Origin of the sequence: Clostridium sp. AF12-41 (genome assembly GCF_003461685.1) — a bacterium.
Lineage (GTDB): Bacteria > Bacillota > Clostridia > Lachnospirales > Lachnospiraceae > Otoolea > Otoolea fessa.
This window is the reverse complement of sequence record NZ_QTXO01000004.1, coordinates 252,330-266,350: the sequence shown is the minus strand read 5'-3', so window position 1 is coordinate 266,350 and position 14,021 is coordinate 252,330. Positions and strand designations below refer to the sequence as shown.

Sequence of the window (14,021 nt, the reverse complement as noted above, 5' to 3'; positions counted from 1 at the left end):
CTTTATCTATTTTTACCAAAAGAGATTACTTCATCATTCTAATGCATTCATGGTAAAAAATCAAGCGAAATCGCGAAATGATTGATATTTTTTTATCAATTTCATTATTTCAAATATATCTGTCACTCACAGCGTCTAAATCGTTTAAGTTTTAAAATCACACGTACCACACCGCTTCATTCGTCGCTGAAATGGCATCCGTACCCGCCTCAAAGGCCGCCATCACATCTTTTTTGTCAGACAGCAGTCCCCCGGCGATCAGCGGAATATCGGTGTACTCGCGCATGATCTTAAGAATCTTCGGCATCACCCCCGGCATGATCTCGACTGCATCCGGTCGGAACATTTCGATCTGTTTTTTCAATGTATCGAGTGCGATCGAATCCACAACAAAGGTTCTCTGGATCGCATAAAGTCCCATCTCCTTCGCGCGCTCCACCAGTGTATTTTTTGTGCTGATAATACCGTCCGCCCGCGTATTGTGGGCGATAAAATCGACCGCCACCCTCTTGGTGCTCAGTCCCTGGATCATATCCACGTGGACGATCGCCACCTTCCCGGCGTCCTTGATGCGCGCTACAATCTGATCAATATCACAGATCGTGCCAAACAGCACAAATACTACCTTACATTCAGATTTAAGACTTTTTTCCAGCCCTTCCCAGCTCTTAATCGCTGCGATTATCGGAGATTCCTCCAGTAATTCAAGCATTGTCATTCTATGCTTCCTCTTCTCTCATAGTCTTGAGTATTTCTCCCATCTCTTTCAGCCCTGTGAAAATCGCATCCGGCACGACATCCGCCTTCGGTACATCCTCCAGCTTCGTCTCGCCGGTCAGCACCAGGATTCCGTGTGCCCCATTTACCACGCCGGTTTTCACATCCGTGTAGATCCGGTCGCCGACAAACGACATTGCCTCGCGCTTTGCCCCGGTCATCTCCAGAACCATATCCACGGTCTCCTTGAATGGTTTTCCGACATACTTCGGCTCCTTTCCGGTCGATAAGGAGATTGCCGCGCACATTGCGCCGCAGTCCGGGATAAAACCATCCTTCGTCGGGCAGTTGATATCCAGATGCGTTGCCAGGAACACAGCGCCGTTGCGGATATACGTGCAGGCACGCTCCAGCTTCTCATAGGTCAATGTCATATCAAAGCCAATCACGACCACATCCGGCATCTCCCCTGTCAGAAGAATGCCATTTTCACGGAAATTCTCCTCCAGATCCGGCGTTCCCACCAGATAGACTTTCTTTTCAGGATAATACTCTTTCAGATACTGAATCATCACATCCCCGGATGTAATGATCTGATTCCTTTTAATATAACACCCCATTTTTGCCAGTTTGTCAATATATGTTTTCGGAGATTTCGACGAATTATTCGTAAAAAATACATATCTCTTCCCTGCTTTCTTCACTTCCTCCAGGAAATCCAACGCCCCGTCGAGCACATCCGTATCCAGATAAAACGTCCCGTCCATATCGAGGACAAACAGTTCTGTCTCCTTTAAAATTTCACGTTTTTCCATGCCTCTCTCCTTGTAATTTATCTCTGTAAATATGTACCTGTAAAAAAGATTTTCTTCAAAACAACTTTATCCAATCCTGCCCAAATATGCAAGCAGGTTTTTCATATATTTCAATTTCAAAAATGGGAAGCTGCACAAACTTTTTCTATGAGTCTGTACAACCTCCCATCTCTCATCATGTACTCTATGTCGGGGCTGTCGGTGTCGCCTTCACGGTGTTACTGTTCACACACGTGTGCCCAGCAACGGGATTTTGCCGATGCTGCGCATTCCAAATCGGCAAAATCTGCTGCCAAAACTGTATCGTACGGAATTTTCAGTTCAGAAAATTCCTACCTGTGAACAGTTACTTCACGGTTCCTTACGCCCGCTCTACATTCTTGCTCGCCACAACTGCAATCCCAGTTCCAGCGCAGTCATCAATGATCACATCCCCGATATGCACCGGAGCAGCCACCTTCACGGCGCGGATCTCCTTCATGCAATCAAAGATTTTGCCCTTCGGGATATCCGAAGCCGTCTTGACCGCTGTTCTCTCGATCGTGCCGCCCTCGACGCGTACCGTTGAGGTAACGATTCTCGTCGGATTGGTTACCTCTTTCTTTGCATACGCCTCGCCGCGCGGGCATGTATTTCCTTCTACCTTGATCTCGTCATTTCCCATCGTCACAGTGAGCTGACAGCCCAGCGGACATCCGATACAGGTCAGTTCTCTTACTTCCATCACTCATCCACCTCCGTGCAAATGGTTATTTCTTTCAGATCCGGATATTTCTCCAGACTTTCCTTCGTCAGGATTACCTGCTCCATCTCACCCGGTGCCAGCACGCGTTTTTTGCGGCTGCTCACACGCTCTCCGTCAAAATAAACGGAAATGCTGCGGTTTTTATAAACATCTGCCACACGGAAACGAACCGTCAGCTTGTCTGCCATCGCCTCGGTATCGATCGACTGCGGTACCGTGTAGCGGACGCCATTTTCTGCCTTGAGTGTCACGCTGTGACCTTTCTTCGTCTCGCCGGATTTCACATATTTCGCTGCGTTCTGTCCTGCCAGCGCTGCCTCCTCGGATACATAGTCAACCAGATCATGTACATGAAGCACGTTGCCGCAGGCAAATACACCCTCGATGCCTGTTTCCAGACGGTCATTGACCATTGGGCCGGAGGTAACCGGGTTCATCGCCACGCCCATATTTCTCGTCAGCTCATTCTCCGGAATCAGACCACAGGATAACAGAAGCGTATCACAGTCATAGTGCTCTTCGGTACCCGGAATCGGTTTGCGGTCCGGTCCGACCTGTGCCAGCGTAATGCCTTTCACGCGCTCTTTTCCCTCGATATTCACAACCGTATGGCTTAACTTCAACGGAATATCAAAGTCATTTAAGCACTGTACGATATTTCTCTTCAGACCGCCCGAATACGGCATCAGCTCCGCTACAACCTTAACCTTTGCGCCCTCCAGTGTCATACGTCTCGCCATGATCAGTCCGATATCGCCGGAACCGAGGATGACAACCTCTTTACCGACCATATGTCCCTCGATGTTCATGAGACGCTGTGCCGTACCAGCAGTGTAGATACCTGCCGGACGATACCCCGGAATGTTCAGGGCGCCTCTCGGACGTTCGCGGCATCCCATCGCCAGGATAATCGCTTTTGCCTTGATGAGCTCCAGTCCCTCGCTGCGGCTTACGACTGTGATCTCTTTGTCTTTATTGATATCCAGTACCATGCTGTTTAAGCGGTACGGAATTTCCAGCTTTTTCACTTCTTCCTCATAACGTGCCGCATACTCCGGTCCGGTCAGTTCTTCTTTAAAGGTATGAAGACCAAAACCATTGTGGATACACTGATTTAAGATACCGCCCAGCACGCTGTCGCGCTCCAGAATCAGAATATCCTCTGCGCCGCTTTTCTTTGCCGCTGCTGCCGCTGCCAGTCCAGCCGGACCTCCGCCGATAATTACAATGTCATGCTGAATCATGGTTATGCCTCCTCACCTTTTATCATTTCGGAACCTTTGCGGTTTTTGCAGATCTCTGTGATCGGGATTCCCGTCTCACGGGAGAGAATTTCCATCGCTCTCGGAGTGCAGAAGCCTGCCTGACACCGTCCCATACCCTGACGGACGCGCCGTTTGATGCCATCCATCGAGCGTGCGCCGAGTGTACGGGTGATCGCATCCACGATCTCCCCCTCGCTGATTGTCTCGCAGCGGCAGACGATTGCGCCGTATGCCGGGTTCTTGCGGATCAGTTCTGCGCGTTCTTCCGTATTTAAACGTGCTGCTTTCACGATGCCCTTGCGGATCGGATTGAAATTCGGATTCTTGCCAAATCCAGCTTTTTCCTCGATCATCCCAGCCAGATATTCACCGATCGCCGGTGCGCAGGAAAGTCCCGGAGACTCGATTCCGGCTGCATCAAAGAAGCCCGGTGCGTCCTCCGCCTCACCGATGATGAAATCATCGCCGTCCTCATGGGCACGCAGGCCGGAGAAGGAAGTGATGACCTGACGGAACGGAATGTTGTTGACACTCTTGGCTGCCTTCTCACATGCCTCTGCCAGTCCCTCGGCGGTCGTGTAGGTTCCGTCCTTATCTTCCTGATCCACCGCGGTCGGTCCGACTAAGAGATTTCCGTGAATCGTCGGGCTGACGAGGATTCCCTTGCCATACTTGCCCGGAAGCTGGAAGACAGTCGCTGATACGTGGTTGCCTGCCTCTTTATCGAGCAGGCAGTACTCGCCGCGGCGCGGCACAATGTGAAGCTTCTTTTCCGAAACCATGTTGTGGATCTCGTCAGAATACACGCCGGCTGCGTTCACGACATATTTTGTCTCGAAGACACCGTTGTTGGTTATCACACGGTATCCTTCTGTCGTTTTTTCAACTTTTTCTGCTTTTGTGTTGAATACAAATTCAACGCCGTTATCACAGGCATTCTCTGCCAGCGCGATCGTCAGACCAAATGGACATACGATGCCGCCAGTCGGTGCATAGAGCGCTGCCACAACCTCCCCGCTGACGTTCGGCTCCATCTTGCGGACCTCATCGCCGGTCAGAATGGAAATATCCGGCACACCGTTTGCCACGCCTCTCTCATAGAGTGCCTGCAGCGCCGGGAGGTCCTCCTGCGCGAAGCAGAGTACCAGGGAGGAATTCCGCTTGAAATCAAAATCGAGTTCTTTGGATAAATCTCCCATCATGGCGTTGCCTTTTACATTGAGCTTTGCTTTTAAAGAACCTGTCTTTGCGTCATAGCCCGCATGGACGATAGCACTGTTTGCCTTCGATGTGCCGGAGCAGACATCCTCTTCTTTTTCCAGAAGCACGGTGCGGCACTCATATTTCGAAAGCGCTCTGGCGATGCTGCTGCCGATGACGCCACCTCCGATAATCACTACGTCGTATGTATTTCCGTTCATACTGTGATCCTCCATTATTTATACTAAATGTTTTCTTGTTCTCGTTTCAACTATCCTGTTTGTTTAGACAATTCATCCTATTTCTGCTGCATTTCGTGCGTAAGCCCATCTGAACCCTTTAGCTGCTACAGCTCCTCTGCAAACCGGATCTCCTCCATCGCCTGAATATCGCTCAGAAGTGTTTTTCGAAGCGACTTGTCCTGCACTTCCACCGACATCGTCGCGGACGGACCCTCGCCCTTTAACTTATTCTTGGCAATATCAAAAGACACGATTTTCACATCCTTGGAACGCATGGTATCCATGAACGCCCCAACACACCGGCTGCTGGTAAATTCCAGATAGAAATCGAACACCTTTGCATGCTCATGAATCATTGTATCCACACGTGTCAGGAGCTTCAAGGTAACCGCAATCAGAATCAGACCGTAAACCGCACCGTCCACAAATCCGATACCGGCTGCCAGTCCTTCACAGGCGCAGACCCAGAGACACGCCGCTGTAGTCAATCCACGCACCTGATTGCGCCCGGTTACCATGATCGTGCCGACTCCTAAAAATCCGATGCCGCTGATAACCTGTGCGCCCATCCGCGCCATGTCCGCTTTCGCGGACGGAAATGTCCGGAACATATATTCACTCGTCAGCATGACAAGCGCTGAACCCAGGCAGACCAGCACATGCGTCTTGATGCCCGCACCGCGCCTTTTCAAACCACGGTCAATTCCAATGAACATTCCCACTGCCAGCGAAAACAGCAGACGAATCCAGATGCCGACCGCTGTCCAGGTCGCCGCTGTCTCCACAATCCATTTCCAAACTGCCATTTTTTCTCCCTCTGCAAGCCCGTAAAGCTTCTAGAACACAGCTCTTTTTCGCTCCACAAGACTCTTCCATGACCGATACCGGTATCTTTTATGGAACAAAAAAGAGCAGAAAGCATCCGTATTTCTACGTTTGCCTTTCTGCTCTTAATCTCACAGGCTTTATTATATCCAATTTATTAACGTTTTGTCAATCTGTTTCTATGCTGCGCCGTACAGAAGATCCGGTACACATGTAATTAAGAACGGGCAGAAGGTCAGAAGCAGAAGAACAACCAGAAGGGACACGATAAATGGCCATACTTCCTTCAGGAACTCACTGATCGGACATCCCGTGATACCACAGGTCGTGAACATCATCGAACCGAACGGAGGTGTAATACCACCGATCATGATGTTAACGATCGCTACCAGTCCAAAGTGGTAATCATTGATTCCAAGCTGTCTTGCAACCGGAAGCAGCAGAGGTGTAATAATCATCAGCGCCGCGCCGCCTTCCAGGAACATACCCATAATCAGAAGAATTACGTTGCATGCCATAAGGAACAGCCACTTGTTGGTTGTCAGGCTTAACATACCAGTTGCCACGACTCTCGGCAGGTTAATCCAGGTCATGTAGTAACCGAATACATTCGCTGCAACCATGATCAGGACAACGCTGGAAGTACCGGCGATACTGTCAAGCAGGATCGGAACCAGATGCTCTTTCAGGGATAGTTTCTTGTAAACGAAACGTCCGATAATAATACAGTAAAGAACGGCTACCGCACCGCCCTCAGACGGGGTAAACATGCCAAAACGCATTCCCAGGATGATACCAAATGGGAAGAACAGACCCCAGAAAGAGGTAATACCCTGTTTCACGATCTCTTTCAGAGACGGGAATTTTTCACGGGTGGTCGGGTAGTTTCTCTTATGTGCAATAATCGAAACAACGATCATCATCGAGATTGCCATCAGAATACCCGGAATATAACCAGCCGCAAACGTACGACCCAGGGAAATCTGTGCAATCAGTGTAAAAACGATCAGGTTTACTCCCGGCGGAATAACCGGTGTAGCAGCCGAGGAAGCCGCTGTGATCGCTGCGGAGAACGCCTTGGAGTAACCTCTCTTCTCCATCTCCGGAACCAGCATCTTGGACTGCATCGCACAATCTGCGTTGGCCGAACCGGAGCATCCGCCCATCAGCATACTAAGTACTACGTTTACCTGTGCCAGACCGCCTTTCATATGACCGGTCAGCACTTCCGCGAAATCCATCATCTTGTCACTGATGCCGCCGTAGTTCATGACGGAACCAGCCATAACGAAAAATGGAATCGCTAACATCGAGAACGACTGTGTAGAGGTCATAACCTTCTGTAAGATCAGCCAGTTTTTACTGGTTGTATCAATAAATGTAAAATAAAAGAAGGTTGAACCAAACAGTGCATATACAATCGGCATTCCCAGGAAATAGAGAATAAATACCATAAAAATCGGAACGAGTTCAATTAATTCGAGTCCCATCAGTTATTTCCCCCTTTCCCTTTAAATACCTTGATAATATCCTTAACCAAAAAGTAAATACAGAAAATCAGTGAAAGCCCAAATCCGATCGGAACCGCGCCGGAAATATACCAGCTCGGAACACGCAGCGTATTCGTCAGCTTATCCATCGTGTTCATCACATACTGGACGCTTGTTCTGGTCAGCATAATCAGAGTAACAAGCTCCAGAAGATCCATAATAACCTTAACAACTTTTCTTATCTTCTCCGGAAGAATGTTGATCAGGATGTCTACGCCCAGATGTGCGTGCTTACGGTACGCATATGCGCTTCCAATAAAGACGGTCCAGACGAAGAGCCCCGTAGCGACCTCTTCCGACCAATACAACGGTCTTTTCAGGAAATAGCGCATAAGGACGTTTGCGTTTACAACGATTGTACAGAGTGTCAGTGTCACGCAGGTAATAATTGCATCCAGGTTTACCAGCACCGACCCCAGTGTGATTTTTTTCTTTTCCATAGTCTATCCTCATGCATTCATAATGGCAGTCAGTTTTGCATAACCGACGACTGTTCTGTCATACAGCCATCTTTCCAGCAGTTGTAACTGTTCAGTACCTTCACAGTCACGCGCAAAAATCCATTAAAAATTGCCTACGGCAATGGGGTTTTTGCCTGCTGGTCCATGTTTTCGTACGGTCAGCGCAGTAAATGCGCAGACCTACTGAACAGTTACCAGCAGTTTCATATTTCCGGCACTATACGTTTGTCGGAAGTCTGCCCGGACCTCAGACAATCTTCTTTGTTCTGACAGCCCGGGCAGATATACTTTCTTCTCCGCAGCGGTTCTGATAACCGTTACGTTTTACCATTTCATAATTGCTTTAAAATACTGTATTTGTTCGGAACAATCTACGTTATTCGTTCTTTGCACGGTAGTCATTCAGGAAATCAACCAGTTTCTGATGAAGTTCCGGATCTGCGCCGTACTCGTCTACGATCCAGTCATAAACTGGAGCACAAGCCTCTGTGAATGCGTCAATATCTACATCGTTCCACTCAACGCCTTTGTCTTTCAGGAACTCGATCATGGAAGCTTCGTCGTTCTCAGCATTTTCCTGCTCCCACTTACCAGCTTCTACACAGCACTCATCCAGGATGTTTCTCCATTTTTCCGGGATGGACTGATATACGTCCTCAGCCATGAATAACCAACGGGTTGCGATGAAGTGGTTCGTGTTTGCAACTTTCTTGGTGTACTCATAAGCACCTGTATCCTTCAGGGTGGAGATGGAACCTTCGAAACCATCAACAACACCACTGGACATAGCAGATAAGCACTCCGTAAAGCTCATTGCAGACGGGGTAGCACCCAGACAGGTAATCGTCTTAACAAACAGCGGAGACTCGGTCGAACGCATGATCAGACCATTTAAGTCAGCCGGTTTCTCAACTACCTTGTTCGTACATACGCTTCTGAATCCGAACGAATAATGTGTATCCAGAACGTGGATGTTGTGCTCGCTTGCCAGTTTTGCATTCAGATCTTTTACAATATCAGAATCCATCACTGCATTATACTCTGCATTGTTCTTGTAAAGCATCGGTCCAACTAATACGTTGTAATCGCCGATGTAATCAGCAAAGTAGGACGGCTCCTCCAGACCCATCCAGACAGCGCCGTTGTGTGCCTGTGCTACAGACTCCGCATAGCAGTCAAGCTGGTTCTGTCCGTAATACTCCAGAGTGATATGACCATCGGTCTTCTCTTTTACTAGGTCTGCCAGATATTCGCTGGCTTTGTAGTTCCACTCTGCCGGCTGGAATACGTTGGAAAACTTGATGGTGATGTAGTAATCATCTGCAGATGCCTCGTCACCTGCTGCCGTTCCTGCGTCTGCTGCCTTTGTGTCAGTCTTTGCGCCGCTACCGCCGCAGGCCGCCAGGCTCATCGCCATCGTCGCTGCCAGTACTACTGATAATACTTTTCTCATACGTTTTCTCTCCTTTTTCTTAACCTCCCCCAGTCATCTTTCTGACCGGTTCATCAACAGTTTCTACTACTTTCTAAATAAATTACCATTTCAGCATTTAGGCAAAAAAATAGCACCATTTTTAAAAAACAGTCTTTTCCAGCTGTTTCTAACCATGGCGCATCTCTTCGTCTCTGCTTTTGGTTCTTTATTCATCTTTTACCTAATTTTAACACTTATTTTACGATTAGGCAAGCTATTTTGTCGAAATTATATAATTTTTTCTCGATTTTAGTCGATTTTTGTGTGATATTTTTGTAACAATCTTGTTTATTTTTTATCAACATTACAGATTTAACAGATCCAGTTGCGGAAACAGGGAAGAAACAGTATACTACTTCTTAAGATATTTTCTATGCTTCTATATACTGTTTTTATATAGGTGATGATTGATTTTTTATATGAAAGGGCTTACCATGATTTACTATAAGATAGAAATGCACCACAACGAAAAAACCTTCGAATCCCTGTCCCGGATGCAGTACGATCTCTTCTGCGCTTCCAACCGGATCACGCGGACAATTTTAAGCATCCTGTTCATCGCCGGAGGTATCATCAATCTAAGCGAGTGGTGGGGCATCCTCTTAGCCGCCTACGGCTGCTATCTGACGACCAGCACCTACAGCTCCGCCAACCACACCGCCCACAAGCTCGCCGAACAGATCAAAAAAAGCGGCATGCCGTTCCCGGCGTCTCGCTATGAATTCCGTGAAAATCATCTGGAAGTCTATTCTCTTCCGAAAAACACCCGCGAAAGCACACTGGCTTACAATGAATTTGAAAAGCTGGGTGAGGACCGCGATTATTTCTATCTGTTCCGCGATTCCTACGGCGGGTATATGGTGCCGAAAAAGGGGATTGACGCAAGCGCGGGGTCCCGTTCAAATTCGGATGAGAGCCAAAATTTGAAAGCAATTGGCGCGTTTCGGGATTTTTTGGAAAATAAGAGTGGGAAACGGATTTACAGGAAGACGATTCCGCTGGTTCGGGTGATGCAGGCGTTGAAGAAGAAAAGATAGGTCGATAGATATAAACTATAAAATAGTTCAACAACTCTAAAAAGCCACGATTTGAACTCTTTGATTCAGATCGTGGCTTTCTCAAAAAACTGCTGTTCTATTCTGTTTTTCTGCCAAAAATCTTCTGCAGTTCCTAGAATCAGCCTTACCGCGTGGTGCTCAAACGTTTTTGCAACACTTGTGGCTAAAAAATATCAATGCAGTTATTTTCTTCTATCTCTGCGCCACCTTATGCGGATTCAGAATATTCTTCGGATCAAACACTTTCTTGATTCCGTTCATCAGATCCAGGTTCTTCTCCGGCAGGGATTCTCTTAAATACGGCTTTTTCGCATATCCGATGCCGTGCTCGCCGGACACCTGACCTTCGAGTTCATGGGCCTTCTGATAGATCTTCTCCATTGCAGCAGACATCCGTTTTTCCCACTCTTCATCACTCAAATCGTCTTTCAGGATGTAGGCGTGCAGATTTCCGTCGCCCGCATGACCGAAGCTCTTGATGCGGATATCAATCTCATTGTGGAGATCGTGCAGATACGTCACCATCTCATTGACGCGGCTTCTCGGAACAACCATATCGACCTCATCCATGTAAGTCGTGGATCCCTTGATTGCCTCCAGGAAAGCACCTCTGGCTTTCCAGATGGATTCCTCACGCTCCTGGGTATCGGAAATCAGCACGTCCAGTGCGCCCTGTTCCAGGCAGAGTTTGGCCACCTTGTCATACGCTTCTTCGATCTCCTTGGTGGAATTACCATCAAATTTCAAAAGCAGATACGCATCCGACTGTTTATCCGGGAACGCTTTTCCTAAATACTCCTCGGCGTCTTCAATCACTTCCCGCTGCATGAACTCGATCGCGGTCGGGATCGTCTTAGATTTGATGATAACCGGGACGGTGTCGATCGCCTGTTTCAGGGTCGGGAACGGGATCAGAAGGCTGATGACACGCTTCGGAAGTGGCAGAAGCTTTAAGATCGCCTTGGTAATAAAGCCAAGCGTTCCCTCGGAACCAATAATCAGATCTTTCAAGTCATAGCCTGAACTATTCTTTACGACTTTGCCTCCAAACTGAGTGATCGTGCCATCCGGCAGAACCACTTCCAGCCCCATGACATAGTCTCTCGTCACACCGTATTTGACCGCACGCATACCGCCCGCATTCGTGCTGATGTTGCCGCCGATGGTCGCTGATTTCTCACCCGGATCCGGCGGGTAGAAGAAATCGTGATCTTCTACATAGGCGGACAATTCCATCAAAAGGACGCCCGGTTCCACCGTGACCGTCAGGTTTTCCTCATCCAATTCGAGAATCTGGTTCATCAGGGTGGTATCGATCATGATGCCATGTTCCATCGGAACCGAAGAACCAACCAGACCCGTTCCGGCGCCCCTCGGTGTCACCGGAATCGTATTTTCGTATGCATATTTCATGATCGCCGCGATCTCTTCGGCTGATTTTGCCTTTACCACCACATCCGGATAACTGCTGGTGCCGCTCAGCTCATCGTGGCTGTACTCTTCGTTGATATTTTCACCTACGAGGACACGCTCGTCATCCTGAATTGTGTTTTTTATATATAAAATATCATCTTTATCTATTTTCTTGTAATTTCCCATGATATCCTGCTCTCCTTCCTGTGAATCTTTATCTTCCCATCTCAATCTTCTCAATCAGTCTCGGGAGAATCTCATAGAGATCACCAGTCAGGCAGTAATGTGCCGTCTTGAAAATCGGCGCTTTCGGATCTTTATTGATCGCGACGATCGTCTCCGCGTGATTCATGCCGGCAGTAAACTGGACCGCACCGGACACGCCGCAGGTGATGATGAGTTTTGGGCGGACCGTACGGCCACTCAGACCGATCTGGCACTTGGCATCCAGCCATCCGGCTTCCACCATCGGACGGGTGCAGGCAAGCTGACCTCCCAGCAGATCTGCCAGTTTTTCCAGCATTTTCAAATCTTCCGGCTTCTTCACGCCTCGTCCGGCTACCACCAGGACGTCAGCATTTTCGATAAAGGTTTCCTTCGGCTTTTCTACGATATCCAGAACCCTCACGTGGGAAAGCAGTTTTTCCTTCTCAATTGTACAGACCACAATCTCACCGCTCTCTTTCTCGGCACGCTCCGGTGCGTTCATGATCTTATAGCGCACGGTCGCCATCTGCGGACGGTGGTTCGGGGTCTTGATGTGCGCCATGATATTGCCGCCAAAAGCCGGTCGGATCTGGGATAAATCAGTATTTTCATCCATTTCCAGGATCGTACAATCCGCGGTCAGACCTGTCTTCATACGGGCAGCCACACGCGGCGCCAGCTGTCTGCCGACCGTGGTCGCACCGACGAGAATAGACGATGGTTTTACTGTCTGGATGAAGTTTTCAAAAACTGCCGTGTACGGCTCGATCTGGAAACGTGCCAGTTCCGGTGCATCATAGACGAATACTTTATCTACATTATAATGAAGCAGTTCGTGTGCAGCCGCTTCGATTTCATTTCCCATAAACAGGGCGTAAACCGGATGTCCCGTTACCTTGGAAAGTTCTCTCGCTTTTCCAAGAAGCTCCAATGTAACCGGATGCACCTTTCCATCCACGTGATCTACGTAAACGGCAATGCCCTTCCATGCACTCTTATCGACGCTCGGTTTTACCGCGTCTTCTACATATTCAACCGCGCCCTTCGGACCTTTTCTCACGCAGAGACGGCACATTTTACAGGCGGCGCTGATCGTCACCTTTCCGTCTTTTTCTTCCATCGCCCCGAACGGACAGAGCTTGATAAGTTCCTGATTATCCGGGATTTTGTCCTGATGTATGATTAACTCAGCCATGATTCCACCTCCTACACGAATTTCATATCCACGATCTTCTGATACAGCCGGTCCGCCAGCTCTTCGCCGCTTCCGTCCCACATTTCCTTTTTGTCATTGACAGCCGGTGGGAAAATGCGCTGAACCTGCGTCGGGGAACCATTGAGTCCATAGTGCATCGCGTCTTTATCATCCATATCCGCCAAGGAAAGAATCCGGATTTCACGGTCTTTCGTGTTCATTTTCCGGACATACGAAGGAAGTCTTGGCTGGAAAATATCCTTGTCAACGGCTAAGAGACACGGGAACTGCACTTTCGCCACCTCGACCTCTTCCGGCAGATCCATGCTGACGGTGATGCCGTCCTCATCAATCTGATTGATCTTGACAACATCTGCCACGCTCGGGATATTCAGCCACTCGGAGATCTCCGGACCAACCTGCGCGGTGTCGCCGTCCGTTGTCTGTTTGCCGCAGAGGATCAGGTCAAAATCGCCGCAGCTCTTGATGCCCTGCGCAAGTGTATAGCTGGTCGCCAGTACATCCGCACCGCCAAATTTGCGATCCGATAAAAGCGTTCCGCCGTCCGCGCCCATCGCAAATGCCTCGCGGATCACCTGCTGCGCCTGCGGCGGTCCCATGGAAATGACGTGAACACTTCCGCCCACTTCTTCCCTGATCCGGAACGCCGTCTCCAGCGCGTACAGATCGTATGGGTTCATCTTCGAAGCCGCGCCGTCTCGTTTCAGCACGCCGGTAACCGGATCGACTTCTACTTTATTGCTTTCCGGTACCTGTTTGATACAGACAAGAATCTTCATTCTGTTTCCTCCTTCATATGGATGCTTTGTAAAAATCTTTAAATGATGGATGTA

13 protein-coding genes are annotated in these 14,021 nt (G+C 48.7%); 1 reads left to right on the top strand and 12 read right to left on the bottom strand.

What is annotated here, in order from left to right:
- Nucleotides 1–157 precede the first annotated feature (157 nt).
- The 9 genes from DWV73_RS08665 to dctP form a co-directional block, all read right to left on the bottom strand.
- Entirely contained in the window at nt 158–718 is a 561-nt protein-coding gene (locus DWV73_RS08665; RefSeq protein WP_107000135.1) for a glycerol-3-phosphate responsive antiterminator, read from the bottom strand.
- A 1-nt stretch (nt 719) separates the two neighbouring features.
- Nucleotides 720–1,532 (bottom strand): HAD-IIA family hydrolase, encoded by an 813-nt coding sequence (locus tag DWV73_RS08660; protein ID WP_117796436.1) that lies wholly within the window; start codon nt 1,530–1,532, stop codon nt 720–722.
- A 361-nt stretch (nt 1,533–1,893) separates the two neighbouring features.
- Nucleotides 1,894–2,256, bottom strand: a complete 363-nt coding sequence (locus DWV73_RS08655; RefSeq protein WP_117796435.1) for a DUF1667 domain-containing protein — start codon at nt 2,254–2,256, stop codon at nt 1,894–1,896.
- Nucleotides 2,256–3,521, bottom strand: coding sequence for an FAD-dependent oxidoreductase (locus DWV73_RS08650; RefSeq protein WP_022359839.1), 1,266 nt, complete (start codon nt 3,519–3,521; stop codon nt 2,256–2,258). Before DWV73_RS08650 ends, DWV73_RS08655 begins: the two co-directional genes overlap by 1 nt.
- Before the next feature lie 2 nt (nt 3,522–3,523).
- The gene (locus DWV73_RS08645; protein WP_117796434.1) at nt 3,524–4,963 is read right to left on the bottom strand and encodes an NAD(P)/FAD-dependent oxidoreductase; all 1,440 of its coding nucleotides are present in this window, start codon (nt 4,961–4,963) and stop codon (nt 3,524–3,526) included.
- A 125-nt stretch (nt 4,964–5,088) separates the two neighbouring features.
- A complete protein-coding gene (locus DWV73_RS08640) occupies nt 5,089–5,790 on the bottom strand; it encodes an MgtC/SapB family protein (RefSeq protein WP_117796433.1) in 702 nt (233 codons plus the stop codon).
- Nucleotides 5,791–5,988: 198 nt separating this feature from the next.
- Nucleotides 5,989–7,299, bottom strand: a complete 1,311-nt coding sequence (locus tag DWV73_RS08635) for a TRAP transporter large permease (protein WP_181357154.1) — start codon at nt 7,297–7,299, stop codon at nt 5,989–5,991.
- Nucleotides 7,299–7,799, bottom strand: coding sequence for a TRAP transporter small permease (locus tag DWV73_RS08630; protein ID WP_107000140.1), 501 nt, complete (start codon nt 7,797–7,799; stop codon nt 7,299–7,301). Before DWV73_RS08630 ends, DWV73_RS08635 begins: the two co-directional genes overlap by 1 nt.
- A gap of 397 nt (nt 7,800–8,196) precedes the next feature.
- Nucleotides 8,197–9,273, bottom strand: a complete 1,077-nt coding sequence (dctP, locus tag DWV73_RS08625; protein ID WP_107000141.1) for a TRAP transporter substrate-binding protein DctP — start codon at nt 9,271–9,273, stop codon at nt 8,197–8,199.
- A 455-nt stretch (nt 9,274–9,728) separates the two neighbouring features.
- Here dctP and DWV73_RS08620 point away from each other — a divergent pair, with 455 nt between their 5' ends.
- Complete coding sequence (locus DWV73_RS08620; protein ID WP_181986237.1) at nt 9,729–10,331, top strand: YcxB family protein; 603 nt, start codon at nt 9,729–9,731, stop codon at nt 10,329–10,331.
- A 213-nt stretch (nt 10,332–10,544) separates the two neighbouring features.
- Here DWV73_RS08620 and DWV73_RS08615 read toward each other — a convergent pair whose 3' ends face one another.
- Genes DWV73_RS08615 through DWV73_RS08605 form a run of 3 tightly spaced genes read right to left on the bottom strand, consistent with a single transcriptional unit; the run spans nt 10,545 to nt 13,967 of the window.
- Nucleotides 10,545–11,951 carry an FAD-linked oxidase C-terminal domain-containing protein gene (locus tag DWV73_RS08615; RefSeq protein ID WP_117796431.1) on the bottom strand — a complete coding sequence of 469 codons (1,407 nt, stop codon included), beginning with the start codon at nt 11,949–11,951 and terminating at the stop codon, nt 10,545–10,547.
- A gap of 28 nt (nt 11,952–11,979) precedes the next feature.
- On the bottom strand, nt 11,980–13,167 hold the full coding sequence (locus tag DWV73_RS08610; protein ID WP_107000144.1) for an electron transfer flavoprotein subunit alpha/FixB family protein: 1,188 nt from the start codon (nt 13,165–13,167) through the stop codon (nt 11,980–11,982).
- A gap of 11 nt (nt 13,168–13,178) precedes the next feature.
- Nucleotides 13,179–13,967 carry an electron transfer flavoprotein subunit beta/FixA family protein gene (locus DWV73_RS08605; protein WP_022359830.1) on the bottom strand — a complete coding sequence of 263 codons (789 nt, stop codon included), beginning with the start codon at nt 13,965–13,967 and terminating at the stop codon, nt 13,179–13,181.
- Nucleotides 13,968–14,021 lie beyond the last annotated feature (54 nt).